This window comes from Moraxella lacunata (genome assembly GCF_900453205.1).
In the GTDB taxonomy this organism is placed as follows: domain Bacteria; phylum Pseudomonadota; class Gammaproteobacteria; order Pseudomonadales; family Moraxellaceae; genus Moraxella; species Moraxella lacunata_B.
This window is the reverse complement of record NZ_UGQU01000001.1, coordinates 397065-423620: the sequence shown is the minus strand read 5'-3', so window position 1 is coordinate 423620 and position 26556 is coordinate 397065. Positions and strand designations below refer to the sequence as shown.

At 44.9% G+C, this 26556-nt stretch carries 22 protein-coding genes and 1 riboswitch; of the genes, 10 read left to right on the top strand and 12 right to left on the bottom strand.

The genetic code is table 11. From position 1 onward, the window contains the following. Window positions 1–96: 96 nt before the first annotated feature. From DX073_RS02110 to DX073_RS02100, 3 genes are all read right to left on the bottom strand, one after another. The gene (locus DX073_RS02110; protein ID WP_115005080.1) at window positions 97–837 is read right to left on the bottom strand and encodes an ABC transporter ATP-binding protein; all 741 of its coding nucleotides are present in this window, start codon (window positions 835–837) and stop codon (window positions 97–99) included. A gap of 124 nt (window positions 838–961) precedes the next feature. Then, on the bottom strand, window positions 962–1978 hold the full coding sequence (locus DX073_RS02105; protein ID WP_115005078.1) for an ABC transporter substrate-binding protein: 1017 nt from the start codon (window positions 1976–1978) through the stop codon (window positions 962–964). 79 nt (window positions 1979–2057) lie between these two features. Beyond that, a riboswitch (TPP riboswitch) is annotated at window positions 2058–2159 on the bottom strand. A gap of 175 nt (window positions 2160–2334) precedes the next feature. Beyond that, entirely contained in the window at window positions 2335–3102 is a 768-nt protein-coding gene (locus DX073_RS02100) for an ABC transporter permease (RefSeq protein WP_258556854.1), read from the bottom strand. A gap of 593 nt (window positions 3103–3695) precedes the next feature. Here DX073_RS02100 and DX073_RS14055 point away from each other — a divergent pair. Continuing rightward, a complete protein-coding gene (locus DX073_RS14055) occupies window positions 3696–4124 on the top strand; it encodes a hypothetical protein (RefSeq protein WP_147279670.1) in 429 nt (142 codons plus the stop codon). An 8-nt stretch (window positions 4125–4132) separates the two neighbouring features. Here DX073_RS14055 and radA read toward each other — a convergent pair whose 3' ends face one another. Further along, entirely contained in the window at window positions 4133–5539 is a 1407-nt protein-coding gene (gene radA / locus DX073_RS02090; protein ID WP_115005074.1) for a DNA repair protein RadA, read from the bottom strand. A gap of 613 nt (window positions 5540–6152) precedes the next feature. Here radA and sodA point away from each other — a divergent pair. Further along, window positions 6153–6767, top strand: a complete 615-nt coding sequence (gene sodA, locus DX073_RS02085; RefSeq protein ID WP_115005072.1) for a superoxide dismutase [Mn] — start codon at window positions 6153–6155, stop codon at window positions 6765–6767. Window positions 6768–7113: 346 nt separating this feature from the next. Here sodA and DX073_RS02080 read toward each other — a convergent pair whose 3' ends face one another. The 5 genes from DX073_RS02080 to DX073_RS02060 all read right to left on the bottom strand — a co-directional run bounded on the left by DX073_RS02080 (window position 7114) and on the right by DX073_RS02060 (window position 11870). Next, window positions 7114–7590, bottom strand: a complete 477-nt coding sequence (locus tag DX073_RS02080; RefSeq protein WP_115005070.1) for a c-type cytochrome — start codon at window positions 7588–7590, stop codon at window positions 7114–7116. Between the two features lie 189 nt (window positions 7591–7779). Beyond that, on the bottom strand, window positions 7780–8757 hold the full coding sequence (hemF, locus tag DX073_RS02075) for an oxygen-dependent coproporphyrinogen oxidase (protein ID WP_115005068.1): 978 nt from the start codon (window positions 8755–8757) through the stop codon (window positions 7780–7782). Between the two features lie 96 nt (window positions 8758–8853). Then, a complete protein-coding gene (locus tag DX073_RS02070; RefSeq protein WP_115005066.1) occupies window positions 8854–10164 on the bottom strand; it encodes a S1C family serine protease in 1311 nt (436 codons plus the stop codon). Window positions 10165–10432: 268 nt separating this feature from the next. Next, on the bottom strand, window positions 10433–11593 hold the full coding sequence (locus DX073_RS02065) for an aspartate aminotransferase family protein (RefSeq protein ID WP_115005064.1): 1161 nt from the start codon (window positions 11591–11593) through the stop codon (window positions 10433–10435). A gap of 94 nt (window positions 11594–11687) precedes the next feature. Beyond that, window positions 11688–11870 carry a DNA gyrase inhibitor YacG gene (locus DX073_RS02060; protein WP_115005062.1) on the bottom strand — a complete coding sequence of 61 codons (183 nt, stop codon included), beginning with the start codon at window positions 11868–11870 and terminating at the stop codon, window positions 11688–11690. Between the two features lie 398 nt (window positions 11871–12268). On the opposite strand from DX073_RS02060, the gene DX073_RS02055 reads away from it, so the two are divergent. Beyond that, complete coding sequence (locus DX073_RS02055) at window positions 12269–13771, top strand: DUF3360 family protein (protein WP_258556853.1); 1503 nt, start codon at window positions 12269–12271, stop codon at window positions 13769–13771. 426 nt (window positions 13772–14197) lie between these two features. Here DX073_RS02055 and panF read toward each other — a convergent pair whose 3' ends face one another. The 3 genes from panF to rpsT all read right to left on the bottom strand — a co-directional run bounded on the left by panF (window position 14198) and on the right by rpsT (window position 16386). Continuing rightward, window positions 14198–15634, bottom strand: a complete 1437-nt coding sequence (gene panF / locus DX073_RS02050) for a sodium/pantothenate symporter (RefSeq protein ID WP_115005060.1) — start codon at window positions 15632–15634, stop codon at window positions 14198–14200. Further along, window positions 15631–15945 carry a YhdT family protein gene (locus DX073_RS02045; RefSeq protein ID WP_115005058.1) on the bottom strand — a complete coding sequence of 105 codons (315 nt, stop codon included), beginning with the start codon at window positions 15943–15945 and terminating at the stop codon, window positions 15631–15633. Before DX073_RS02045 ends, panF begins: the two co-directional genes overlap by 4 nt. 174 nt (window positions 15946–16119) lie before the next feature. Then, entirely contained in the window at window positions 16120–16386 is a 267-nt protein-coding gene (rpsT, locus tag DX073_RS02040; RefSeq protein WP_062500380.1) for a 30S ribosomal protein S20, read from the bottom strand. Window positions 16387–16835: 449 nt separating this feature from the next. On the opposite strand from rpsT, the gene gyrA reads away from it, so the two are divergent. From gyrA to DX073_RS02005, 7 genes are all read left to right on the top strand, one after another. Further along, the gene (gene gyrA, locus DX073_RS02035; RefSeq protein ID WP_115005056.1) at window positions 16836–19529 is read left to right on the top strand and encodes a DNA gyrase subunit A; all 2694 of its coding nucleotides are present in this window, start codon (window positions 16836–16838) and stop codon (window positions 19527–19529) included. A 73-nt stretch (window positions 19530–19602) separates the two neighbouring features. Beyond that, window positions 19603–20472, top strand: a complete 870-nt coding sequence (locus DX073_RS02030; RefSeq protein ID WP_115005054.1) for a hypothetical protein — start codon at window positions 19603–19605, stop codon at window positions 20470–20472. A gap of 213 nt (window positions 20473–20685) precedes the next feature. Then, window positions 20686–21663: a DUF1852 domain-containing protein gene (locus tag DX073_RS02025; protein WP_115005052.1), complete on the top strand. Its 978-nt coding sequence runs from the start codon at window positions 20686–20688 to the stop codon at window positions 21661–21663. A 206-nt stretch (window positions 21664–21869) separates the two neighbouring features. Further along, window positions 21870–22904 carry a methionine synthase gene (locus tag DX073_RS02020; protein ID WP_115005050.1) on the top strand — a complete coding sequence of 345 codons (1035 nt, stop codon included), beginning with the start codon at window positions 21870–21872 and terminating at the stop codon, window positions 22902–22904. Window positions 22905–22984: 80 nt separating this feature from the next. Next, complete coding sequence (locus tag DX073_RS02015) at window positions 22985–23491, top strand: flavin reductase (protein ID WP_115005048.1); 507 nt, start codon at window positions 22985–22987, stop codon at window positions 23489–23491. 468 nt (window positions 23492–23959) lie between these two features. Next, window positions 23960–25096 (top strand): peptidylprolyl isomerase, encoded by a 1137-nt coding sequence (locus tag DX073_RS02010; RefSeq protein WP_258556852.1) that lies wholly within the window; start codon window positions 23960–23962, stop codon window positions 25094–25096. A gap of 9 nt (window positions 25097–25105) precedes the next feature. After that, a complete protein-coding gene (locus tag DX073_RS02005; RefSeq protein WP_115005046.1) occupies window positions 25106–26392 on the top strand; it encodes a molybdopterin molybdotransferase MoeA in 1287 nt (428 codons plus the stop codon). The last annotated feature ends 164 nt before the right edge of the window (window positions 26393–26556 follow it).

The window sequence follows — 26556 nt, the reverse complement described above, 5'->3', positions numbered from 1 at the left end:
AATTTTAAAAATACGTTTTTAAAAATGGAAAGCGAGAATAGAATTTAATTTGGTGTGGCTTTGGTGTTATTGGGGTATTTAAATCCATGCAACCACTTAACCCTGTATCGCCCCAAGTACGTTTTGTTTTAGATTTAAGTATTCTACACTTTGCAAAAAATGTGGCGATTTATCAATGACAAAATGATGAGCCAGCGTGGCAGGAAATCCCTTTAATACATACAATTCATCTGCCAAATAAATCGCCTCATCAATGTCATGTGTGATAATTAGGCAAGTCAGTCCTTTATCTTTTTGAAACGCCCCAAACCATTCATACATCTGATTTTTGGTAACAAAATCCAATGCCGAAAATGGCTCATCTAAGAGCATAAGACTGTCATTACTCAGATAAGTGCGAAGCAGTGCCACTCGCTGACGTTGTCCGCCTGAGAGCTGGGCGGGGTATTTGTGGTATAGCTCATCAAGCCCAAAGGCAGGTAGTAGAGGCATGATTTTGTCATGAATAGCGGATTTTGGCAGGTTTTGTAAGGTCAAAGGCAGGGCAATGTTGTCATAGACACTTTTAAAGGGCAACAGCAAATCCTTTTGGAGCATATAACCCACGCTCCCTGCCTGCCCCGTGCTGTCCTTGCTGTCTATCAAGACCTTACCTGCTTTTGGCATGATAAGCCCTGAGGCGATATTAAACAAAGTTGTCTTACCCACGCCACTTGCCCCAACGATGGCAACGATTTTGCCTTGATAAATGGTCAAATTCAACTTGGCAAATAATGGTTTGTCATCAAATTCATGATGAATATCAACAAGTTTTAATTTGGCGGTTGGGGCGGTCATAAGCGTCCTTTTTATGGTGAGTATCTGAAATCGTATTAGGGTTAAGATAGAACGTACAAAGGGCGTGTGCAACACGCCCCTACACAAATATTGCTTAGATTAATTAATCGCAAAATCCATATCATCATTTTGCATCATTGGGCAAATAATCGTTGCTGACCCCTGCTTGTGGGGCGAACGGTTTATCAATGAGTTTATTATCGTATACCCATTTAAAGAAATTATCCCAACGATTATAATCAAACCGCCCCCAACTACCGTCTTCTGCCAGATATTGCCCTGACATATATTGCTGACTGGCTTTGGCAAGCTCGGGGTTAATCTCTGGGGCGTGCTTGATAAGAATCTTAGCACTTTCATCGGCGTGCTGACTGGCATAGGTGTAGCCTTGACTGATGGCGGTCATGGCTTTTTTGTAGCGTTCGGGGTCTTTTTGTAGTTCGTTGCTGTTGGCGATGATAACGGGCGAATAGTAGTCAAACACAGGGTTTGAGTCTTTTAGATAAAAGAAATTAGTCTCCACGCCTTTGAGTCCTGCGTGAATGCCGTCCCAACTATAATACGCCAAAATATAGTCAAATTGGTTCATACGCAAGGCGGTTGTTGCGTCCGTACTCTCCCCAGGGATTGGGTTTAGTGGCTCACCGACAAGGCTTGCCACCGTCTTGTCGTCCACAGGGTCTTCCCACGTTGAGTAGCGTTTGCCGTGCAAGTCTTTTGGCGTGGTCGCCCCCAATGATTTGAGCGACAACAGTCCTGCGTTGTTGTGCTGAACGATGGCTCCGATGGCGGTAATCGGCTCGCCTTTGTTTAGGCGTTTGACCATGTTCGGCTGAAAATACACGCCCAAATCGGCACGTTCATTCGCCACCAGTGTGGACGTACTGTCTTCGGACGGTTGAACGATTTTGGCATCAAAACCCTGCTCGGCAAAATAGCCCTTATCTAGTGCCACATACAGCCCTGTGTGGTTGGTGTTGGGTACCCAGTCTAGGGCGATGATAAGCTCTTGCTTTTCGGTTTTGGCAGGTTCTTGGGCAGGCTTGGCGGACGTGTCGGCAGGTTTGTTACACCCTGCCACACATAGGCTTGCTCCAAGGGCGATGACGGATAATAATTTTGGGCTTAACTGATTTAACATAACAACTCCATTCAATGTCAATAAAAAACCCTTGGGGCAACCCAAAGGCAAATACAGTCAAGCCGACAAAAACATCAAATAAATTAAGCATTTAGTTTCCTACGCCAGTATTAACTGTATCAGGTTCACGGGTATCATCTCAGCTTTTTAACTTACATAAAAAGCACCCCGACTAAGGTTTTTATTATAAATGAAATGGGTAGATTTGGCAATGGTTTTTAAAGAGATTAATTGGGTTTTTATTTTGATTTGATATTACGGTATTGTAGGTGCGTACCACGCACCTTTTAAATAAAACAATATATTGATGCATAATACGCACCCTGCTTTTTATTTTTACAATTTAATTTAAACAATCATTTTAAATACTGATATTTTAATACCTGCCTTTCAATTAATTTAACACTTGCCAATAATACAAGCGTCAAAAAACTGATAAAAAATATCACCGCAAACATATTATCCAGCTCATACGATTTTCGCACACGGGTCATATAGACCCCAAGCCCATGATAACCGCCAAGCCATTCTGCCACGACTGCCGATATTAAGGCATAAGATAAAGAAACTTTAAGTCCTGTAAAAAAATACCCCATTGCCGATGGAATTTTTAGATGAACATAAGTTTGATAAGTGGTGGCTTTCATTGATTTAAATAAATTTAAGGCTTGTTTGTCAATGGAATTATAACCATCTAATAAGGCAATCGTCATCGGAAAAAACACCGACAACACCACAAGCACCACTTTTGGCAATATGCCATAACCAAGCCAAATCACCAATAAAGGAGCAATGGCAATGGTGGGAATGGTTTGATTTAATAATAATATCGGATAGACCATTTGACGAAAGTTTTTGGACAAATCCATTAAAATGGACAACACAAAACTTAATAACAGCCCAATCACTGTTCCCAAAAATGCCGTCATTAGCGTATATTTAGAATGCCCCATTAACAAAGCAAAATCATCAATAAAGGCTTTGATGATTTGCATTGGACTTGGCAATAAATAATCAGGCAATAACCCAAATCCAATGACCGCCTGCCAAGCAACCAATAAGACAATAACAAGGCTATATTGTGTGCCAAATAACATCAATCGTGAGAGCCAAGAGGGTTGCATAATGATTTGCCAAAAGTTATAATATAAAAAATTATACGATAAAGACAGCCAAACCGTCAAGTTGATTTTATGGTTTGGGTTGTATTTATTTAAAAAACCATTACACCATAGTCCAATATTAAAACCATATAAGACCATCTATGACAAAGATTTAACAAATAATTATGTTAAGAAAAATCATATTTAATACATTAAATCTTGCCGTAAAAAATTTGACTTTATGGCAATTTATTATTGCCAATCTTTTATTGATTGGTATGTTATTTTTAATAAGTCAATTTAAATTTTTATACTGGCAAGTGATATTTTTTGCATTTTTATTTCTGCCTTTATTGAGTTTTATTTTGGCAATTAACAACCAAAAATATTCTCATAAATGGCTAAAACATTTATCCGCAAGTTTATGGACAATTGGCCTTTTTATTTTTATCAATATCAAAAATCAAGGATATATTGACTTATCATCTGTTTTATTTACATTGGCATTTTGTGCGTTCTTTTTCTTTATTCAGCATTTTTTAATTTTATACACCCAAAATAGCAAGCCAACCAATACACTATTATTTGTTATTTTAATGGCAGTTGCAACTCTAATGGATTTTTTTAGCAACAGCGGCTTGCTTGGAGCAATACTGACACCTATCATTACCATTGGGCTTGTTATTTGGACGGCTCGGCTTATTTTAACCAAGCAATTTATCCTACGCCACTTTATCAATATAATAGTGGGAATATTGTTTGTCATTGGCTCTGAGTTTAATGCCAATTATCAAAACACTAAATCACAAACTGACGGTCAAGCCCTTGCCAAAGAAATTACAGAATACCACAAAATTCACCAAACTTACCCAAATAAAGAAAGCCTAATCATCAATAACCCAAAAGTCCGTTATCATCATTGGCATTCTGAACCAGACAAAAAATCCCACGCAATGCTTTATTATTCAGATTTTAAAATGCCTTATTGTCGTTATTTTTATGATTTTGAAAAACAGGCGTGGAGTGAAGATTGCAAGGATTAATTTTATATCTACGCAATTTCAAATGCCCGCCAAATCGCCGTATCCAGCCTATCCACCGCAATAATGGTTATCTTTGCAAAATTTTTATCCCCTGCTTTGGGTGCATTGGCGGTTGGGATAATGGCGTGGGTAAAGCCGTGTTTCATCGCCTCTTTTAGGCGTTCTTGACCGTTTGGCACAGGACGAATCTCGCCTGATAACCCCACTTCGCCAAACACACAAAGCCTTGATGGGAGCGGTTTTTCTTTGATACTAGACGCACACGCCAAAAGCACCGCCAAATCAGAGCCTGTCTCCATCACCTTGACCCCGCCCACGACATTGACATACACGTCCTGACCGCTTGTGTAGATACCGCCATGACGGTGCATGACCGCAAGGAGCATGGATAGGCGTTGATAATCAAGCCCCAAAGCCATTCGCCTTGGCTGACCTTGCGAGTCGTCCACAAGGGCTTGCACCTCCACCAAAAGCGGACGAGTCCCCTCACGGCTGACCATCACCACCGAGCCTGCAATCGGCTTATCATAACGGCTTAAAAAAATGGCGGACGGATTGGCAACTTCCTTTAAGCCTGTATCAGTCATGCCAAAAATACCCAATTCATTGACCGCCCCAAAACGGTTTTTGACCGCACGAATCATTCTAAATCGACTGTCCGATTCGCCTTCAAAATACAGCACTGTATCTACCATGTGTTCTAGCACACGAGGCCCTGCCAACGCCCCTTCTTTGGTAACGTGTCCCACCAAAAACAGAGCCGTGCCTGTTTGCTTGGCATAGCGTGTCAAGACGGCGGCGGATTCACGGATTTGGGCGACACCCCCAGGGGCGGACTGTATGGCTTCGGTAAAAAGCGTTTGGATTGAGTCAATGACGGCAATGGCAGGCTGTTCGGCGGTCAGAGCCATGCAAATGGTCTCAACGTTGGTCTCGGCAAGCACCCTTAGGCGGTCGGTCGGTAGCCCTAGTCGCACCGCACGCATGGCAACCTGCGACAGGCTCTCTTCGCCTGTGATATATAGAGCCGAGCCAGCGAGCGAATCGCTACTTGCCATGTTGATGGCGGTTTGCAAAAGGATTGTGGATTTGCCGATACCTGGGTCGCCCCCAATCAGCACCACCGAACCTGCCACAAGTCCACCGCCAAGCACTCGGTCAAACTCGCCCAAGCCTGTGGGCATACGGGTTTCTAGCGAAAAGCCGACATTGGCAAGGGTCATGACCCCTGAGCTGTCGCCTGCATAGTTGGCGGTTTTTGGGGCGGATTTGGCAGTGTTTTTTTTGTGGTGGGGCATGGCGACATTGGGGGCTTCGGTGAGCGTGTTCCATTCGCCACAGTCGGCACATTGCCCTGACCATTTGCCGTAATTGGCTCCGCAGGATTGGCAGACGTAAGAGGATTTTTTTGCCATGATGAGAGTGTGTTAGGGTTTGGGATATTGTAGCATTTTTTATTTGGAGCGTGGCAAAAATTGTGCAAAAAGGCGGTTTTGTTTTTATAGATTGGCTGGCTTTATAAAAGTGGGTTAATAAATACACCCAAGAAGCTTTAAAATTACTACAAATACAATGATGTATGGACGTAGAGGTGTGCTGAGCACGCCTTGTATGGTAATATCATCAAAGGGTGTGCAGAGCCAACCCCTACAAACCCGTGGTAAATATCAAGTTGGTTGGGTGTAAATATAAAGTTGAGAAATAAGGTATGCTCTGATAGGTTTATTTTATCAAATCTCTTTCCAAAATAAGAATAAATCCTTATAAATACTAAGGTTAAATTTTTTAAAAATGCACAAAAATCTGGTTTGGATAGAAGGCTGTTTTTAAAATGCCATTTGCTTTTTTTTGCTTTGTGGTGGGTAAGATAAGTATTGACTATATATTAAATAATGATAATCATTTAATAGATTGGTTTTTTGTAAACTCATAAAATAGCACTTGAAATTTGCCAATTTTGCCTTTATATTGATGGGACAAATCAACGATTTGTACAAACATTAACCCTAATTTTATTAAGGAATTATCATGTCTTTTACCCTGCCTGAGCTAGGTTACAGCTATGACGCATTAGAGCCACATTTTGATAAAGAAACCATGGAAATCCACCATTCTCGCCATCATCAAGCGTATGTCAATAACGCCAACGCCGCCCTAGAAGGTACCGAATGGGCGGACAAATCTGCCGAGGAAGTCATCGCCAATCTATCTGCACTGCCTGCCGACAAACAAACTGCCGTCCGCAACAACGCAGGCGGGCACGCCAACCACAGCCTATTTTGGACAATCCTAAAAACTGGCACCACGCTTCAAGGCTCACTAAAAGATACCATCGTGCGTGATTTTGGTTCGGTAGAAGCTTTCCAGGAGCAATTTGAAAAAGCCGCTGCCACTCGCTTTGGTTCGGGCTGGGCATGGCTGGTTAAGCAAGGCGACAAACTTGCCGTTGTCTCAACCGCCAACCAAGACAGCCCACTGATGGGCAAAGACGTGGCAGGCTGTGAAGGTACGCCAATCATCGGTCTTGACGTGTGGGAGCATGCTTATTACCTAAAATACCAAAACAAACGTCCAGACTACATCAAGGCATTTTGGAATGTGGTAAACTGGGACAAAGCTCAAGAAAACTTTGATAAAGCATAATTTACAAAACGATTGTTTAAAATAATTATTGCTTTAAAAACAAAAACAAGCTCAAATTGGGCTTGTTTTTGTTTGTATAAAATATGGGTATTAATATTATTGATTAATAATGTCTTTGAGTGAAGTTGTGGGGGTGTGCTGTGCATGCCCTAAATATCAACGTATCATCAAGGGCGTGTGCAACACGCCCCTACAAGTCCCGTGGCAAAATAAACACTTGGGTGAATCTCGCCCTCTCTTTTTTATATGTCAATTTACCAAAATTATCTTAATTGAATAACGACAAAATAAATAAGGGCAAACCTAATTTATCCTTAAAATCATGCAAATGTTCAGCAATCAACAATCACTTTTTATAAACTTTATGGCAACTGCCACAACCTTCTGCCATGGCTCCAAAAGCAGTATTGACATCATCAGCACTTTGAGCGGTGGCGGCAACTGCCACAAGGTTTTGGGCGGCGGCATCAAACTCGTCTTTTTTGGCTTGAAAGCCTGTCGCATCTGACCATACAGCGTCCTGAGAGTCGCCTTTGGCATTGGCATCATTAAAGTGCGTCCACATTTGGGCGGTGCTACCACTGATGAACTCAGCTTGCTCTTTAAAGGTGGCGGCATCAAAATTGGCAGGATTTTCCATCATGCCTTTTAAAATATCATTGGCACCACGCCAATCTTGCATTAGGTCTTGGCGAGCTTTGACATCGGTTGATGTTGCTGAACCGGCACCAGCAGGGGCTTTTTCGCCACAAGCAGTCAGGACAAGGGCGGTTAGGGTGATGAGAGTGAAAGATTTTACCGATTGCATTTTTACAAATTTCATGGGGCTTCCTATCAAGGTGGCTTGGTGTTTGACAAAAAAGAATTGGCAAAAGCCAATTCTTTTTTATTATTCATGAGTTTATACAAACTTTTGATATAAACTTGACCCAAATATATCACAAGTCTTTGATGATTTCAAACGCCATTGCATAAAAGCACACAAAGTTACATTTGATAACAAAGCGGGCGTTTATGATTTGTCCATCAAACCGAGCCAATCTCTGGGCTTTAAATAAAAGTCGGTCAGTTCAAACTCTGGCGTGCCTGCCACAGGTTCGTAGCGATATGCCCAGCTTGCCAAAGGGGGCATGGACACTAAAATGGACTCGGTGCGACCATTGGACTGCAAGCCAAACAGCGTGCCACGGTCATAGACAAGGTTGTACTCAACATACCGCCCACGGCGATACAGCTGAAAGGCACGTTCATTGGCGGTGTAAGGTCGGTGTTTGTTGTTTTCAAAAATAGGAATGATACCATCGATATAGCCTTGCCCTACCGCCTGCATAAAAGCAAAGCATTTTTCAAAATCCCAACCCTGTGTAGCAGTATTTAGGTCGTCATAAAACAGTCCGCCCACGCCACGGCATTCGCCACGATGTTTTAGGTAAAAATAGTCATCGCACCACGCCTTAAAGGTTGGATAAATATCATCGCCAAAAGGCTGGCACAGCTTGTGAGCGACGGTGTGCCAATGCACGACATCATTCATCACGGGATAAAAGGGAGTTAAATCAAATCCGCCCCCAAACCACCAAATCGGCTCACCACCATCAGCAGGCGTGGCGACAAACAGGCGAACGTTGGCATGACTGGTCGGGACGTGGGGGTTTTTGGGATGGACGACCAAAGACACGCCCATCGCTTGTGCGGTTGCCCCTGCCAGTTGGGGATGGCGTTCACTGGCAGATGGGGGTAGGTTGTGGATGTGAATGTGACTAAACATCACGCCCGCCTTTTCGATGACTATGCCATCAGAGAGTGCGTTCGAGCGACCGCCACCGCCATCGGGGCGTTCCCAGATGTCGCTGATGAATCTGGCAGAGCTTGCCCCATCGATACCGCCTGCATGTTCTTGGGCTTCTAGGGCTTGGCAGATGTTGTCTTGCAAGGTTAATAAAAATCGGCGGACGGCTAGGATTTTATCGTCATCGATGTGTTCACTCATGATGTTCTCGTGGTTTGTAAATGATTGATAAATAGTAAGGCTTTATTTTAAAAATTCAACAAAAAACCCAATGCAAAGATTGGGTTTGGTTTGCCATTAGCGTCCGTGCATGCGGTTTAACTGATTAAACAGCTCATTAAGATAAGCACGCTCTTCGGGGCTTAGAGAGCGACTGTCTTGCTCGCTGTTTTGGCGGTTGTTGCCACGACTGGGGCGTTCGCCGACGATAATGGTAAGTTCATGCTCATCGTCGCCACGTTTGACCACGGCATCAAGTGTGCTGTCGGGGGCTTTGGCAGAAACGATACCGATGAGTGTGTTGGCGTTGTCAATGGTTTTGCCGTCTAGTGACAGCACCACATCGCCTGCCCGTAGACCTGCCTTACCTGCTGGACCATCCGCCATGACACTGGCGATGACCACGCCTTCGTGAGCGGTGAGATTGGTGGGGTTTTCCCGAACAGGGGCAATCTCCACGCCAAGCCAGCCACGGCTGACCCTGCCAGTGCTAATCAGTCCGTTCATGACCTGCTCAACAATGGTAGTAGGAATGGCAAAGCCAATCCCCATCGAACCGCCAGAGCGAGAGTAGATGACGGTGTTAATGCCAACCAATGCCCCATTGGCGTCCACCAAAGCACCGCCTGAGTTACCAGGGTTGATGGCGGCGTCAGTCTGAATGAAGTCTTCAAAGGTAGTCAGACCCAGTCCAGAACGACCTGTGGCAGAGATAATACCTTGGGTGACGGTCTGACCCACGCCAAAGGGATTGCCAATGGCAAGAGCGACATCACCCACACGAATGGGTTCACGGCGAAACGCGAGTGGAACAAGGTTATCCATCTCAACCTTAATTACCGCCAAATCACTCTCCACGTCCGCCCCGACGATGGTCGCCCGTGCCTTACGCCCGTCATTGAGAGCGACGGTAATCTCATCGGCTTTTTCGATGACATGGGCGTTGGTGACGATATAGCCGTCTTTGGAGACAATCACGCCCGAACCTAGACTGCTCGCCCCCCTGTCAATCTCTTGCCCCTGTCCATAGTATTCAAAAAACTGCTCCAACACAGGGTCGCCCATATAAGGGTTTTGCACCTTTTGGGTGGTGTAGATATTAACCACAGACAGACTGGCTTGGGTGACTGCGTCGTGATAAGAGTCTACTGTGGGGGCGGTGTCAGGGTTGTTGTGGGCTTTGGGCGTGGCAAGGGTGGGTTGCCATGCCTGTTCGCTTGACTGCGTATTTGGGGCAATCTGCTCGGCTTTGGGGGTGCTTTGGGCGGTTACGGGTGTGGCGTTGTGCTTGGCGACCAATAGCACCAAAGCCGTGGCTAAGGCTAGGGCAATGAGCCACGGCAGAATGACCCAAATGCTTGCTCCTGTTTGACGGTGAGTGTTGTTCATGATTTTCCTAAAATTGTTTTGATAAAATAAATTGTATGTCAATCTCAACTTAAAATGATAACTTATTGATTGCCCTATAATTATTGTTGGGTTGTAGGGGCGAATTGCAATTCGCCCTTGATAAATCAATCACTTATAAAAAGTTGAGAATGAAGTAAAGTATGATAATTTTACCAAAATAAACTTCAACAAGTTTTACAAAATCGGATGAATTTTAGGCATTTTTTTTAACAATGGTTGCTAGAATATGGCAAATCTTACACCAAGTTTATCCCAAGGTCTTTTTTAACAAACCAATCAGCCTATCGGTCAAAATCACCGTATCATCATGACTGATATTTAAGGCAGGGAGCAGACGAATGACATTACCGCCTGTTACATTTAAAATCAGATGAAACTCATCACGAGCCATATCCACAATGTGCGTACAATCCACGTCATCAGGCAAGCCAAAACCTATCATCATGCCACGCCCACGCACGTCTATTTGTGGGAAATGCTCACGCACGCTTTGGCGGATAAAATCACTCTCACGCACCGCATTTGCCATGACTTCATCGGTCAGCTCATCATAGACAGCACAGACCACCCGACAGCCAAAGGGCGTACCACCAAAGGTAGAGCCGTGTGAACCAGCTCCGAACAAGTCTTTGGCTCGCCCAGATACCATACACGCCCCCACAGGAAAGCCGTTGCCCAGACCTTTGGCGGTGGTTAGTACGTCTGGCTTGACGTTGCTATATTGATAAGCAAAATATTTGCCCGTGCGACCGTTGCCCGTTTGAACTTCGTCAAGCATAAATAACCAGTCGTTAGCGTGGCAGATATTTTGTAGCTTTTCTAGATAATCATCGCTTGGGGTATGTAGTCCACCTTCGCCTTGAATGGGTTCTACAAATACCGCACAAATGTCCTTGTCGTCTATCAAGGCTTCTACGGCAGAGATGTCATTAAATGGCACACGGATAAAATCATCATCTAGGGTAAAAAAGCCTGAGCGAGCCTTAGGATTGGCGGTGGCAGTTACGGTGAGTAGGGTGCGACCGTGAAAGGCGTGTTCCATGACGATGACTTTGGGGCGAGATTTGCCTTGATTGTGGGCGTATAGGCGAGCCAGTTTTAATGCACATTCGTTGGCTTCGGCTCCTGAGTTGGCAAAAAACACCTTATCCATGCCTGCCTTTTGGCACAGCATTTCACCTGCTTTTTCTTGCCAGTCAATGCCATACAGATTACTGGTGTGAATGAGTGTGTCGGCTTGCTCTTTCATGGCGTGGCTGACAGCAGGGTGGCAATGCCCAAGCCCACACACGGCAATGCCTGTCAGAGCGTCCAGATACGCCGTGCCGTCTGCGGTATACAGATATGAGCCTTGTCCACGCACAAACGAGATGGGCTGGCGGGCGTAGGTTGGCATAAGATATGACATAACAAATCCTTAAATTTTTCTAAATAATAAAATCAAAAATTGTCAAATTCATAGGGTGTAAAATTTGATAAAACTCTCAAAATTTGGGTGTAAATCACACTTTTGGCAATTCATCACTAAATGGCGTATCATCGGTTGCCACACGATACGACTCATCTGCCCACGCCCCTAAATCAATAAGCTTACAGCGTTCACTACAAAACGGGCGGTTGGGGTTATCAGACCAACTGGTCGGTTTTTGACATTGGGGGCAGGGGTAAGTGGTGGGTGTGGTCATGTGATGGTCTTTGTGATTGTTTTGTAATGGGGATTTATTTTAACAAATTTTTATCATTTACACAAAATGAGTTTAAATGTCATTAAAAATTAGTAACTTAGCAAATATTTCATAATTTTTTACAAATAAAACATGACAGTCACAAAAAAGAAAGTTATAATCAGCACCGCACTCTTGCTAGTACGATTGATTTATTAAATTATTGTTATAAAATAACCCAAAAAATATTTGTGTTATCTTGTAGAAATAATTAATGAATTGGTGGAATGGCCAGATTGCTTAGTGTTTTAAAAAGTGTTTTTTGGCATTGTTTGAGCGTGCAGATGAATGCAAGACTTGAACAAATGAAAAAACAAGGATTTTAAAACGCATTTTTCTCACAGTGATAGGAGATATTTGTGAGTGATGTTCAATCTGATTTAACCGAAGAGCAAATCCGAGAATACGCAACCAAAAGCTATGAAGAGCTTCATAAGCCATCATCAGCCTTTGAGTCTCGTGATGCTTATCTAAGACACGAACTGCAAATCATGAAACCCAAAAGATGGGGCGTGAACTTGCCATTTCGTGATTATCGTTTTGAGTTTGAAGATACCATTCCTGCGATGGCGGGGATGATTGGTAAAATCGTCATGGTAGGAGCGATGGCAGCCGCCTTTGCTGCACCACTTGGTTTGGGCGAAGATTTTGTTTTGCAAAACGTCCGCTATGAGATGATTATCGCTTCAATCTTTGTGCTTATTTTCTCAGCATTTTTCCTGCCAACATCCAACTTACCTGGCACACACGGACCGCTCATTCCGCTCATTCCCATTGTGGTGGCGGCAGGTGGGCATCCACTTGCTTTTGGTGTGCTCATCGGGGTATTTGGACTGATTATGGCGGTCTTAAAAGGCGGCAGCCTGATGTCCAAGCTCACCAGTAACGGGGTGGCAGGCGGGCTACTACTCTATCTGGGTTTTGTAGGGCTGATGGCTCAGGTCAAAAACATGATAGCCTGGGCGGATAAAATTGGTCTGCCACACATCGCCTTTATCATTATTTTATCAACCATTGTCATGTATGCCTTGCTAGAACATTGGCAAAAACGTTGGCTTGCGGTGCCTATCGGCTGTGCGTTGGCAGGATTTTTGGCGTTTATCTTGGGAGCTCCCTTTGAGTTTAAGACCGAGCCGGGACTGCCACCGCTTAGCCCGACCTACTGGTGGGGTGAGAATACAGGTTGGACACTGGGTTTGCCCGACGCCAAAGCCTTTATCGTGGTGTTTCCTTTTGCGGTGTTGGCGGTTGCCATGTGGCCACCAGATTTCTTAGGACATAAAGTATTCCAGCAAATCAGCTATCCTAAGCACTCTGAACGTACACACATGAATATTGATGACACGACCATTGCGTGCTCTATCCGTCAAATGGTGGGCTCGGCACTGGGCGGGGCGAACTTCACATCATCATGGGGTACCTACATCGTGCCTGCGTCCATCGCCAAACGTCCAATTCCTGCTGGTGCTGTCTTGACTGCGGTATTTTGTATCGTCGCAGCCATTTGGGGTTATCCCATGGACTTGGCGGTATGGCAACCTGTACTCTCCACAGCTCTTATCGTGGCGGTATTTGTACCCCTACTAGAAGCAGGCATGGAGATGACTCGTGCAGGTAAGACAACTCAGTCAGCTGCCATCGTGGTGTTCTCATCAGCACTGGTGAATCCCGTGTTTGGTTGGTCGCTAACCATGATGCTAGACAACTTAGGTCTCATTGGTGACAAGAAACGTAGTGTTGAGCTTGGTCTGATGGGACGTGTGATTATCCCTGTGGCAGGTTTTGTGATTCTGTGCATTGCCATGGGCTTGGTGGGTATGTTCCCCGGTGTGCCTGCATTGCTCCCACAGTTTAGAGTCTAATGGTTTTATAAAACAAAAATCGCTCAATGGATATTGGGCGTTTTTTTGTTGGGGTGTGTTGGTTTTTGTGTTTTTCATAACAACAGAGTCACTGTGAAATAATGGTTTTGCAGCATTTTTCAATTTTAAACTCAAAATATCAGGTTATTTTGCAGTATGTCTAGGGCGTGCCTGCCATTGATAACATTTTTATACAATAAGATGCAAATTTATACTTTATCAATTTTTACATCAAACATGGCTATCCGACCATTAACTGTTTTACTTAATTTTCAAAATTAAGTGGGTCGGATTGTGGCTCAAAGCCAAAAACTTGTCTGATAGAAAACTCACAGCCTGCATTTTTTCCTTGAAAAACGTGCGATTCCCTACTTTTTTAAACAGACATTTTTCATTGCAAATACAAAAGGCGGGTACGTCCTAACATCACACCTTTTTTATCTCCCCCACCTTATTCCCCACCAAAAATGCAACAAGCCCAATCACCAACGCAGGTACGACAGCGTGCAAATCCCATAAGGCGATTTTAAAATAGGCGATGACGACATAGCTCATCAGACCTGCCACCATAGACCATATCGCCCCTGTGGCATTGGCTTTTTTATAATACAATCCAAAGACCAGCACCCATAAAAAAGTCGCCTCTAACCCACCAAAGGACAATAAGTTTAGCCAAATGAGCATATCAGGCGGATTTAGCATGGCAACAACCGCCAAAATCACGGTAAAGCCAAGCGTTAGCGTAGTGGAGTAGCGTTTGATTTTAGCTTCATTGTGGATAGCGTCAGGCTTGATAGATAAATACAAATCCTTAATCAGCGTGCTTGACGACTGAATGAGCATGGAGTCAATAGATGACATAATCGCCGCCATGGGAGCTGCCAAAAATATCCCTGCCACAAAGGGCGGTAGCACCGTCATCATGAGCGTGGGAATGACTTTATCAGGCACATCAAGCTCAGGCACGACCGCCCGAGCCAACACCCCTGCCAAGTGCATACCCAGCACCAGCACCGTCATCACCACCGTCCCGACAAGTATCCCCCGATGTAGCGAGCGACTGTCCTTATACGCCATCGCCCGCACCGCCGTATGGGGTAAGCCAATGAGACCAAAGCACACCAACACCCAAAACGACAGCATAAACGTCGCCGACAGTTTATCATCAACGCCTGTGGGGGTCAGTAGACGTGGGTCAATGGTATGCAGGGTTGTCATGGCGTTGTCCATGCCCCCTGTGGCGACAAGCGTTGCCCCAAGTAGGAGCATGGTGCCGATGAGCATGACAAGCCCCTGCACCGTATCGGTCAAGACCACCGCACGAAAGCCCCCAATAAAGGTATAAAGCCCAATCACAAGGGCAAACACGCCAATGGATAATTCATAAGGCAAACCTAATGTCGTTTCAAGCAGGCGACCTGCCCCAATAAACTGCACCACCATCATGCCAAAAAACGCAAGTAGGAGTGAGACACATGCAAGCCACACCACGACTTTGTTTTGATAACGGGCAAACAGCAAATCGTTAATGGTAATGCTACCTGTTTGGCGGGCGAGCATGGCAAATTTTTTGCCAAGCGTGCCAAGCGTGAGCCAGATTGCAGGCACTTGTATCATGGATAACAGCACCCAGCCCAAGCCAAATTTGTACGCCGCCCCCGGGCCTCCGATGAATGAGCTTGCCGAGACATAGGTCGCCACAGTCGTCATGGCAAGTACAAATCCGCCCATGGAGCGAGAGCCGACATAGTATTCATTTAAAAATCCGCCTGCTTTGCGTTTTTGATAAGCGTACCATGCTACCCCAAACACAAAAAATAAATACAGAACAAGGGGAATTAAAATTTGGATATTTAAAGTCATGCGTTTTCCCCGTTATCTGATGTCAAATCAGTATCCAAATCCATTTCTTTATAAACCACCTTTAACACCGCCATGCTGATTAAAATAAAAATCAACGGCAAAAACACACAGCTTAGCTCAAACCACAACGGCAAGCCCAAAACCCCCGTCCCCGTTGGCATAAAATAGGCAAAAATCACCCAACCTGCCATATACAGCAAGGTCAGGTATATCGACCATTTGGCTTCACGATTTAGCTGATGGGTAAGTGGGGTGGGTGTAGGAGATTGATTAGGGGTGGGGTGGTTGGCTTGGGGCGGGGTGTCTGACATGGTGTGTCCTTACAGATTCTTACAAAAGCCTTTATAAAAAGGGTAAATCAAAAGCAAAATAAAGGCGAAAAAACGCACAAATTTTAACATAAAATCTGCCACTTTAAAATAAAAAGACCTTAATCAATATTAAGGTCTTTTTAAGTCTATTACCAAAACTGGCATGAGTGCCGATTAAGCTTTTAGGGCTTTGATGGCTTTGTTGAGACGGCTCTTATGGCGAGCAGCTTTGTTTTTGTGAATGATGCCTTTGTCAGCCATGCGGTCAATCACAGGAACAGCTTTGGCATAGGCTTCGGTTGCTAGGTCATAAGACTTAGATTCGATGGCAGATACCACACGTTTGATGTAGGTGCGAACCATAGAACGTTGAGAAGCGTTTTGGGCACGGCGTTTGACGTTTTGGCGTGCACGTTTACGAGCTTGGGCTGAGTTTGCCATGATAATTTTCCTTACAAAAAGTAAAAATGGATAAAAGATAACTTAGTGTAGGCGATAATTCAGGCAGCCACCGAATTACCCAATAAAATAAAGGAGACACGTTGCCTAACACAATAAAGCCGATATATTAGCAAATTTTTGCGATTTATTCAAGTGCCTTGTTGGGGCATGTTGAATATTGATAACATTTTTATAAAAAAGATGAAAATTTAGCACCTTTATCAATTTTCCTTGAAAAACAGGCGATTTTTCTCATTTTTTATTGCAAATACCAAAGGCAGGTACGCCTAAGTTTTAAAAATTCCAAAAACCGCCAAACCATAAAGTTTTAACATATTGATTTTTAATAATTTTTTAAAATAAAAAGCTCACATTTTATGGTGTAAAATTCGCCATTTTTGCCATTTTGTGCTATAATGTCGTCTTTATGTGTGTTACTTGGAAAAATTATGACCGATAGCGTAACCCCCGTTGGGATTGTTGATGAATTAAAGCAGTCCTACCTTGACTATGCGATGAGCGTCATCGTCTCTCGTGCCTTGCCTGATGTGCGAGACGGCTTAAAGCCTGTTCACCGCCGTGTGATGTACGCCATGCACGAGCTGTCCAACGATTATAACAAACCCTACAAAAAATCTGCCCGTGTCGTGGGCGATGTTATCGGTAAATATCACCCCCACGGCGATACTGCCGTGTATGATGCCATTGTGCGTCTTGCTCAGCCGTTTTCTATGCGGTATATGATGGTGGACGGACAAGGTAACTTCGGTTCGGTGGACGGCGACCCGCCTGCTGCCATGCGTTATACCGAAGTGCGTATGCAAAAACTCACGCACCAAATGCTTGCCGACCTTGACAAAGACACGGTGGATTGGGAGGACAACTATGACGGCTCCGAAAAAATGCCGTCTGTGCTACCTGCCCGTGTGCCAAACCTGCTTGTCAATGGAGCAACGGGGATTGCGGTGGGTATGGCGACCAACATGGCACCGCATAACCTAACCGAAGTGGTGAACGCTTGTCTTGCCTATGCCGACAATCCGCAGATTGATGGCGATGAGCTGGCAAGCCACATCAGCGGACCTGATTTCCCCACAGGTGGTATCATCTATGGGCGAAGCGGCATTTTTGACGCTTATCGCACAGGCAAAGGGCGACTGCACATTCGTGGGCGTTATGTCATTGAAAATATGGAAGGGGCAAGCAAAGACCGTGAACGCATTGTCTTTACCGAGATTCCTTATCAAGTTAATAAAGCCAAACTCATTGAGCAAATCGCCCAACTTGTCAATGACAAAAAATTAGACGGTATCACAGGTGTGCGTGATGAGTCCGACAAAGAGGGTATGCGGATTGCCATTGACCTAAGACGTGGCGAAAATGCCGAAGTTGTGGTAAATAATCTATTTTTGCAAACGCCCTTAGAGTCCAGTTTTAGCATTAACATGGTTGCTCTTGACAACGGACAGCCACGCCTTATGACTTTGCATGATTTGATTGCCAGCTTTATCCGTCATCGCCAAGAAGTCGTTACACGCCGTACCATTTTTGAACTGAATAAAGCCAAAGCTCGTGGACATTTGTTAGAGGGCTTGACCATTGCCCTTGCCAATATTGATGACATCATTGAGACCATTAAAAAGTCCGCCAACCGCTCTGAGGCTCGTGAAAACTTGCTTGGGCGTATCTGGCAGGCGGGCAATGTGGTTGCCATGCTAAAAAATGCAGGGGCAACGTCTATCCGCCCCGACATTATCGAGGGCGAGGACTTAAACGCACCGTTTGGGCTTATCAATGATGACAAAGAATACCGCCTATCGCCCGACCAAGTGAACGCCATTTTGGATATGCAACTGCACCGCTTGACAGGCTTGGAGCAGGACAAATTGTCCAAAGAATACCAAGAGATTTTGGGCGAGATTGCACGCTTACAGATGATTTTGGCGGATTTTGATAAGCTCATGGGCGTGATTAAGGCGGAGCTTATCCAAATTCGTGATGATTTTGGCGATGAGCGTAAGACCGACATCGTGGACGCACGAGCCGATTTTAGTCGTGAAGACTTAATCCCAGAGCAGACAGTGGTCATGACCGTGTCGCATACAGGCTATGCCAAAACCCAAGCCGTGAGCGACTACCAAGCCCAAAAACGTGGCGGAAAAGGCAAATCAGCAACCGCCATGAAAGAAGATGACGTGATTGAGCATTTATTAGTTACCAGTACACACGCCCATATTTTGTGCTTTACCAATACAGGGCGAGTGTTTGGCTTGCGTGGCTTTGAAGTGCCGATTGCCTCTCGTGGCTCAAAGGGTAGACCGCTTGTCAATCTTATCAACATTGACCCAAGCGAGAGCGTAACCGCCATTTTGCCTGTGGAGAGCCTAGCCGATGACGGTAAATTTGTGTTTTTTGCCACGGCAAGCGGTACGGTCAAGCGTGTGGCGTTGTCGCAATTTGCCAATTTGCGTGCCAACGGGCTAAGAGCCATTGACCTTGTGGATGGCGATACCTTGATTGGCGTGGCGATTACGGACGGTGAGCAACAGATTATGCTGTTCTCCAACGAAGGCAAAGCCATTCGCTTTAAAGAATCCGCCATTCGTGCCATGGGACGTACTGCCAAGGGCGTGCGTGGTATCCGTGTCAATCTGCTCGCCAGTCTCGGCTTGGACGATGATGAGCTGACCGATGACGATACCGATGATAGTGATAATGACAGCGTGGTGTCGGTCAGCCGTGTGGTGTCGCTCGTGGTTGCCCCACAGGCAGGCGAGATTTTGACAGCGTGCGAAAACGGCTACGGCAAACGCACTCCGATTGACGACTATCCGACCAAAGGGCGTGGCGGTCAAGGCGTGATTGCCATTAAGACATCAGAGCGTAACGGCCAGCTTGTCAAAGCGGTGGCGGTAATAGGCGATGAGGACGTGATTTTAATCTCCGACAAAGGCACGCTTGTCCGCACACCGGTCGCCCAAATCGCAATCGCAGGACGTAACGCCCAAGGGGTCAAGCTCATTCGCATTGGCGAGAGCGAAACGCTGGTGGGGCTTGCCTGTGTGGAGCATGAAGAGCCAAGCGATGATGATAGCGACAGCGAACATGGCGAGATGATAGAAACAAGCCAAGATGGCGAATGATAAAAAAGGCGGATTGGTGTCCGCCTTTTAATTGTTTATAATAATATTTTTCAACAGATGAGAGAAAGATTTTATGAATTATGCTAAAGCTGAAATCATCAATCTAAAAAATCACCCCATTTATAATGAAAAATGGTTGCAAAGCCGTATTGAAGAAGACCCAAGTATTTTAGGGCTTGGAGATTTGGATTTTAAATATACCGAAAAAATACAAATCAATGGCGGACGTTTAGATACGATTTTATATGACAGAGACGCAAATAAACGCTATGAAGTGGAAATACAGCTTGGGGCAACTGATGAAAGACACATCATTCGCACCATTGAGTATTGGGATATTGAGCGTAAACGCAATCCGCAGTATGACCATTGTGCAGTGATTGTCGCAGAAGAGATTACCAGTCGTTTTTTTAATGTGATTTCTTTGTTTAATGGAGCAATTCCACTCATCGCCATACAAGTCAAAGCGATAAAAGTGGGGGAAAATGTATCCTTATTTTTTACCACCGTTTTGGGCGAAAATACGTTTGAGCTGAACGATGATGATATCATATCAGAACCAAAAGATAGAAATTATTGGGAAAATCGTGCCACACCGCAAATGCTAAAATTGGTAGATGATATTAAAGACAAATTGGGCGATGTCGTGGCGGATTATGAATTAAAATACAACAAGCATTATATTGGCATTGCCACCAAACAGGGAAATATCGCCAACAATTTTATCAATTTTAGGGCAAGAAAAGATTCGGTGATTTTGCATATTAAATTATCTCGTTCGGATACGGCAGATGACATGGTGGGTAATGTTGATAATTTACCTTATGACCGTTGGGGTTGTTACCGCATTCGCTTAAAACCTGCTGATTTACAAAATGCTGATATGGTAAATACATTGCAACGATTAGCACTGCTTGCCAAGAATGAATATTTGGGTCAGTAATACTGAAATCAAAGGATTGTTAGGAGTAGGTTTTATTTTACAAAAAAGCGGATTGGTGTCCGCTTTTTTATTTGGTGTATAAATGTGTTTTGGTTCTTCCAATTCCCCAACATGAATTTTTTTCAACTTTTTTTAAAAATATATCAGTTTTTTTCATCAAGAAAATGTGGTTTAATATACCCATTCCAAAAACAACCCCCGCAAGGTGAAAAAATGACCGCACAATTTCAATGCCGAGTGCATACCCAGCGTTTTGATGAAAACTATGAGCCAGCCAGTAGCACTCGTTTGACCACCAACTTTGCTAACCTAGCTCGTGGCGAAAACCGCAAACAAAACCTACAAAACGCCATTAGAATGATTAACAACCGCTTTAACGATTTGGCGAGCTGGGACAACCCAACAAGCGACCGCTATTCGGTGCTGATTGATATTGTGTCTATTGACATTGACGTGGCAGGCAAGGGCGAATTTTTCTCAGGATTAGAATGGCTAAAAACGTCCGTACTTGACCATAAAACAGGCAAAACCATTGACGGTATCATCGGCAACAGCTTTTCATCGTTTGTCCGTGATTATGATTTTAGCGTGCTACTTCGTGAGTACAACAAAGACAAGCCTGAATTTACCGTACCAGAAGGCTATGGCGATTTGCATGGCAAATTGTTCAAATTCATGGTTGCGTCCGAAGAGTACAAAGCCCAATCCAAAAAACCGCCCGTACTGTGCCTAAGCGTTGCGACCACTCGCACCTACCACAGAACGACCAATATGCACCCGATTTTGGGCGTGGAATATGTGCAAAACGACTATTCATTGACCGATGAATATTTTGCCAAAATGGGCTTAAAAGTGCGTTACTTTATGCCACCAAAATCGGTTGCTCCGTATGCGTTTTATTTTGATGAAAATGCTGATTTGTTGAACGATTACACCAACTTAGAGCTCATCAGCACGATTGCGACCATGGAAGCGTTCCAGCGTATCTATCGCCCAGAGATTTATAGTGCCAACTCGGTTGCAGGGCAAGTGTACAAAGGCAGTCTAACTTATGAAGATTATGCCGTGCCAAAAGTGGATTATGACCGTGTGGAGCGTAATGATTTGGCGGTAAAACAAGGCAAACTTGCCGAAGAGCAGTTTATCAAGCCGTACAAAGACATTTTGGACGCTTGGCTTGCTGAAAAATAATAAATAAGGTTCAATCAACCGATTTAATTATCGGTTGATTTGAATTTTTTGGTATAATGGAGTTTGGTAATAAATGGTTTTCCGTTCGCCCTGAGCTTGTCGAAGGGTGAAAGAAAACCTTTTCATGGTTCGACAAGCTCACCACGAACGGTTTTCTATACCACATCTTTTTAAATAGAAATCATTTTTTAATTTAGGAAAATACAATGAGCAAACTTTTACTTCCCACTTCCACCGCAGGCAGTTTGCCAAAACCGTCTTGGCTTGCCGAACCCGAAAAACTGTGGTCAGCATGGAAATTTGAAGGCGATGAGCTACGCCAAGCCAAGCAAGACGCACTACTCGTGTCGCTTGCCGAGCAGACCAGAGCGGGCATTGACATTGTCAGCGACGGCGAGCAGACTCGTCAGCATTTTGTAACCACGTTTATTGAGCATTTGGACGGCGTGGATTTTAACAAGCGTGAAACCGTCCGCATTCGTAACCGCTATGATGCTTCTGTGCCAAGCGTGGTAGGCGACGTGTCTCGCCCAAAATCGGTGTTTGTGGACGATGCCAAATTTTTGCGTCAGCATACCGACAAGCTCATCAAATGGGCGTTGCCTGGCCCGATGACGATGATTGATACTTTGTATGATGCTCATTATAAGAGTCGTGAAAAATTGGCGTGGGAATTTGCCAAAATCCTAAACGAAGAAGCAAAAGAGTTAGAAGCGGCAGGCGTGGATATTATTCAGTTTGATGAGCCTGCGTTTAATGTATTTTTTGATGAACTCAACGACTGGGGTATTGCCGCATTAGAGCGAGCGGTTGAGGGTTTAAAATGCCAGACAGCAGTGCATATCTGCTACGGCTATGGCATTAAAGCAAACACCGACTGGAAACAGACTTTGGGGTCTGAATGGCGACAGTACGAGGAGAGTTTCCCACTGCTTCAAAAGTCAAATATTGACATCATTTCATTAGAATCTCAAAACTCCAAAGTACCGATGGAGTTGATTGAGCTACTTCGTGGCAAAAAAGTGATGCTTGGGGCGATTGATGTGGCAACCAATGTCATTGAAACGCCAGAACAGGTGGCAGATACTCTGCGTAAGGCACTACAATTTGTGGATAAAGAGAATCTCTATCCTTGCACCAACTGCGGTATGGCTCCACTATCTCGCACAGTGGCTCGTGGTAAACTGCACGCTCTTAGCGAAGGGGCGAAGATTATCCGTAATGAGTTGTCAGGTAAATAATCAGCCAAATCGAATGAATGTTGGGTTTTCTGTATGAAAATCCAACATTTATATTTATAAAATAATTTAAGAAAATAACAATGGTATCAGTAACAGATTTTAAAGACGCAATGGCAAAACTCACCACCGCCGTTCATGTGGTAACGACAGACGGCGTGGCAGGGCGACATGGCTTTACGGCATCGGCAGTATGTAGCGTTACCGACACGCCCCCGACTTTGCTTGTGTGTATGAATACAAATATCGGTTTTTATGACAATTTTGTCAAAAATGGCGTGCTTATGGTCAATACCTTGACCGCCGAGCAATCGCATTTGTCTAATACGTTCGCATCACGGCTAAATTCTGATGAGCGTTTCACGCATGGCACTTGGGAGACACTAACCACAGGTTCGCCAATGCTAACTGATGCGTTGATTAGCTTTGATTGTAAGATTAGCGAGATTAAAGAAGTTGGTACGCATGGGGTATTTATCTGTGAGATTATTGCCATTCGTCAAGGCGACAGCGACAAGGCATTGACTTATTTTAACCGTAATTATCATAAAACTGATGACGGTACGGCATTATACAGCCAACAAAATTGAATTTTACGACAAAAAACTTTCGCCACAAGCTTGCCTGCGGGTCGTTTTCCGTCATGGGCAGGCATGGTTTACCACGAACGAAAACCGTAATACTTTTTCATTTTGTATGGCGTAAAAGCTAGGGCATGCCTGCCTTTGGTATCTGTAATGAAAATGCTTTTTTTAAAAAAGCAGGGGAATCGCACGTTTTTCAACAGAAAAACGCAGGTTGTAAGTTTTTTATCAAACAAGCTTTGGCTTTCGAGCCATAAGATTTGACTATTTTTCATGCAAAAATTGATTGACATTGTCAAATTTTCATCTTGTTTTATAAAAATGTTATCAATGGTAGGCACGTCCTAGTATTTAAAAGCAACAAGCGGGGTTCTATGGCGCGCCATGCTTGCCAAATACTTAACCAAAAGGAGTATTTTATCCTTGACAAATATCATGAATAATACACCAAAACCAATATCCCAAAGGTGTCTTATGACCGTCCAAGCCTATAACCCCAAAGCCCCAAATAACCCCGCCCCCACTTCAAACCCCCAAACCAGTACCGAGCTATTACACATCAGCGAGCCAAACCAAGCCCACGCCAAACCGTCAGATGGTTCGTGCGGTTGTGGCGGTTCTCATAACCACAGCCACGACCATAACCACCACCATCACACTCACGCCCATAGTTATAGCCACGAGCCTGAATTTTTTGATGACGGCATTCGGGTCATGCCCACATCAGACGACCTAAAACGCTTATCATCGGACGCCGAACTCATACAGCGAGCCATCAGCGAAGAGAATGCCAATCACAGCAATCTTATCGCTTCATCTCGCCAAAGCGTGCCGACCATCACGGTCAATGGCGTACTTATCAGCGAGCAAGCCATTGGCGAAGAAGTGCAGTATCACCCTGCCGACAGCCAAGACGAGGCGTTGTTTTTGTCCGCCCAAGCGTTGGTCATTCGTGAACTATTACGCCAAGCGGTCATGGCGGACGATGAATTAAAAGACGAATGGCAAGTCGATGATGAGAACGCCATCTCAAAACTCATCGCCAAAAACGTCCGCCCTAATACGCCAACCGACAGCATTTGTGAGCAGTATTACACCGCCAATCAAGGCGAGTTTACCGCACCGCCTGTCATGAAAGTTCGCCATATTCTCTTTGCTTGTCCGCCCGAAGAAGGCGAAGAACGCATTGAGCTAAAAAAACGTGCCTATGAGCTGATTGACACCATCAACAACAGCCCCAATCCGTCAGGCGAATTTATTACCCAAGCCATGAAGCACTCTGCCTGTCCGTCCAAGACAGATGGGGGAGAGCTTGGCATTTTGCAAAAGGGAGCAACCGTACCCGAATTTGAAAAAGCGGTCTTTGCCCTGCCCAAAGGACTTGCCCCAAGCCCCATTGAGAGCCGTTATGGGGTGCATATTGTGGATGTCATGGAGCGTATGGACGGCAAGGCGTTGAGCTTTGATGAAGCTCTGCCCATGATTAGAAATAGACTGTCTCAGCAGGCGTTTCATCATGCCCTGATTGATTATTTGTACACTCTAAAACAAAATGCCGACATCGTGGGCATTGATATTAGTGTCAGTCAAGAGAATATTTATCGAGGATAAGGAGGGATTATGATTAGTGTAGAAGACCTACAACACGCCATCAACGCCACGGCACGCACGCACGCCAAGGCTCATCAGGATACGCTAGCTTTGCCCCTATTGTCCGCCATCGGTCATGTGCTGGCACAGGACATTACGGCAGGTTTTGACATTCCCCGCCAGAACTTGTCCGCCATGGATGGTTTTGCCTTGGGGACAGGGTCGGATTTGGCAATCGGTAGTCAGTTTGTCGTCATTGGCGAGGCGTGTGCAGGCAAGCCTTATCAAGGCGTGGTGGGCGTTGGGCAAGCGGTGCGAATCTTTACAGGGGCGGTCGTGCCAGACGGGTGCGACAATGTGGTCATGCAAGAGAACACCGATTGGGAAAATATCAAAAATAACATTGACAAATCAACCACTTACACCATCACCCTTGCCAAAGACTCATACACAGGCAACAACATAAGACACCAAGGCGAAGAAGTCGCCACAGGCGAGTGTGTGCTAAATGTGGGCAAACGCCTAAACCCTGCCGACATCAGCCTGCTTGCCAATCTTGGCATGGCAGATGTGGTGGTGTATCGTCCGCTTGTGGTGGGGATTTTGGCGACAGGCGATGAGCTTGTGAACGTGGGCGAGAGCTTGCCAAGCCTTGCCAATATCTACAACTCAAACACACCCACCCTAAAAGCACTTTTAAAAGACTTGCCCATCATCATCAAAGATTACGGCATTATCCCTGACGACTTAGCTAAGACCTGCCACGCCATAGAGCAAGCGGTGCATGAATGCGATGTGGTGGTGTCCAGTGCAGGGGTGTCGGTGGGCGATTATGACTTTTTGACCCACGCCATTGACAAACTGGGCAAAATCACCCATTACAAAGTTGCTATGAAACCAGGCAAGCCCTTTGTCTTTGGCGAGCTTTATGACAATGCCGACAGCCCCAAAACGGTGCTGTATTTTGGGCTACCGGGTAATCCTTTGTCCTGCGTGGTGGGCTGTTTGCAGTTTATCATTCCTGCCTTGTGGCGACTGTCTGGGGTGCGTGATGATGACCCACCCAAGCGATTGACCCTAAGAGCGACCCTAAGCCACGACATCAAAAAAAGGGCAGGGCGTAAAGAATTTATGCGTGGCATATGCCATCAAGATGAGCTTGGCAGATTTGTGGTACAAGCGGTGGGCGTGCAAGACTCGCACCGTATCAAGCAGCTATCACTTGCCAACTGCCTTATCGTGGCGGACAAAGACAGCGAAGGCTATTTAGCAGGCGATGAGATAACAATAGAGCCATTTGGGTGGGGGTTTTATTGATTGGGGTTTGTTTTTTAAAAGAGTAAATTAGACTTCTTGCGAAACCCTGAATTAAAGAAAACCGTTCGTGGTGAGCTATGCCTGCCCATAACGGTTTTCGTTACCCTTCGACAGGCTCAGGGCGAACGGAAAACCTAGTATCGCAAGAAGTCTATTGATTTTAC

Bases quoted from the DNA above. Each gene is read 5' to 3' on its own strand.
- sodA (WP_115005072.1), top strand. From the start codon at position 6,153: ATGTCTTTTACCCTGCCTGAGCTAGGTTACAGCTATGACGCATTAGAG.
- DX073_RS02020 (WP_115005050.1), top strand. From the start codon at position 21,870: ATGAGCAAACTTTTACTTCCCACTTCCACCGCAGGCAGTTTGCCAAAA.
- DX073_RS02080 (WP_115005070.1), bottom strand. From the start codon at position 7,590: ATGAAATTTGTAAAAATGCAATCGGTAAAATCTTTCACTCTCATCACC.
- radA (WP_115005074.1), bottom strand. From the start codon at position 5,539: ATGGCAAAAAAATCCTCTTACGTCTGCCAATCCTGCGGAGCCAATTAC.
- DX073_RS02005 (WP_115005046.1), top strand. From the start codon at position 25,106: ATGATTAGTGTAGAAGACCTACAACACGCCATCAACGCCACGGCACGC.
- hemF (WP_115005068.1), bottom strand. From the start codon at position 8,757: ATGAGTGAACACATCGATGACGATAAAATCCTAGCCGTCCGCCGATTT.
- DX073_RS02110 (WP_115005080.1), bottom strand. From the start codon at position 837: ATGACCGCCCCAACCGCCAAATTAAAACTTGTTGATATTCATCATGAA.
- rpsT (WP_062500380.1), bottom strand. From the start codon at position 16,386: ATGGCAAACTCAGCCCAAGCTCGTAAACGTGCACGCCAAAACGTCAAA.
- DX073_RS02025 (WP_115005052.1), top strand. From the start codon at position 20,686: ATGACCGCACAATTTCAATGCCGAGTGCATACCCAGCGTTTTGATGAA.
- DX073_RS02030 (WP_115005054.1), top strand. From the start codon at position 19,603: ATGAATTATGCTAAAGCTGAAATCATCAATCTAAAAAATCACCCCATT.
- DX073_RS02045 (WP_115005058.1), bottom strand. From the start codon at position 15,945: ATGTCAGACACCCCGCCCCAAGCCAACCACCCCACCCCTAATCAATCT.
- DX073_RS02010 (WP_258556852.1), top strand. From the start codon at position 23,960: ATGACCGTCCAAGCCTATAACCCCAAAGCCCCAAATAACCCCGCCCCC.
- DX073_RS02060 (WP_115005062.1), bottom strand. From the start codon at position 11,870: ATGACCACACCCACCACTTACCCCTGCCCCCAATGTCAAAAACCGACC.
- DX073_RS02100 (WP_258556854.1), bottom strand. From the start codon at position 3,102: ATGCAACCCTCTTGGCTCTCACGATTGATGTTATTTGGCACACAATAT.
- DX073_RS02015 (WP_115005048.1), top strand. From the start codon at position 22,985: ATGGTATCAGTAACAGATTTTAAAGACGCAATGGCAAAACTCACCACC.
- panF (WP_115005060.1), bottom strand. From the start codon at position 15,634: ATGACTTTAAATATCCAAATTTTAATTCCCCTTGTTCTGTATTTATTT.
- DX073_RS02070 (WP_115005066.1), bottom strand. From the start codon at position 10,164: ATGAACAACACTCACCGTCAAACAGGAGCAAGCATTTGGGTCATTCTG.
- DX073_RS02065 (WP_115005064.1), bottom strand. From the start codon at position 11,593: ATGTCATATCTTATGCCAACCTACGCCCGCCAGCCCATCTCGTTTGTG.
- gyrA (WP_115005056.1), top strand. From the start codon at position 16,836: ATGACCGATAGCGTAACCCCCGTTGGGATTGTTGATGAATTAAAGCAG.
- DX073_RS02105 (WP_115005078.1), bottom strand. From the start codon at position 1,978: ATGTTAAATCAGTTAAGCCCAAAATTATTATCCGTCATCGCCCTTGGA.
- DX073_RS14055 (WP_147279670.1), top strand. From the start codon at position 3,696: ATGGATTTTTTTAGCAACAGCGGCTTGCTTGGAGCAATACTGACACCT.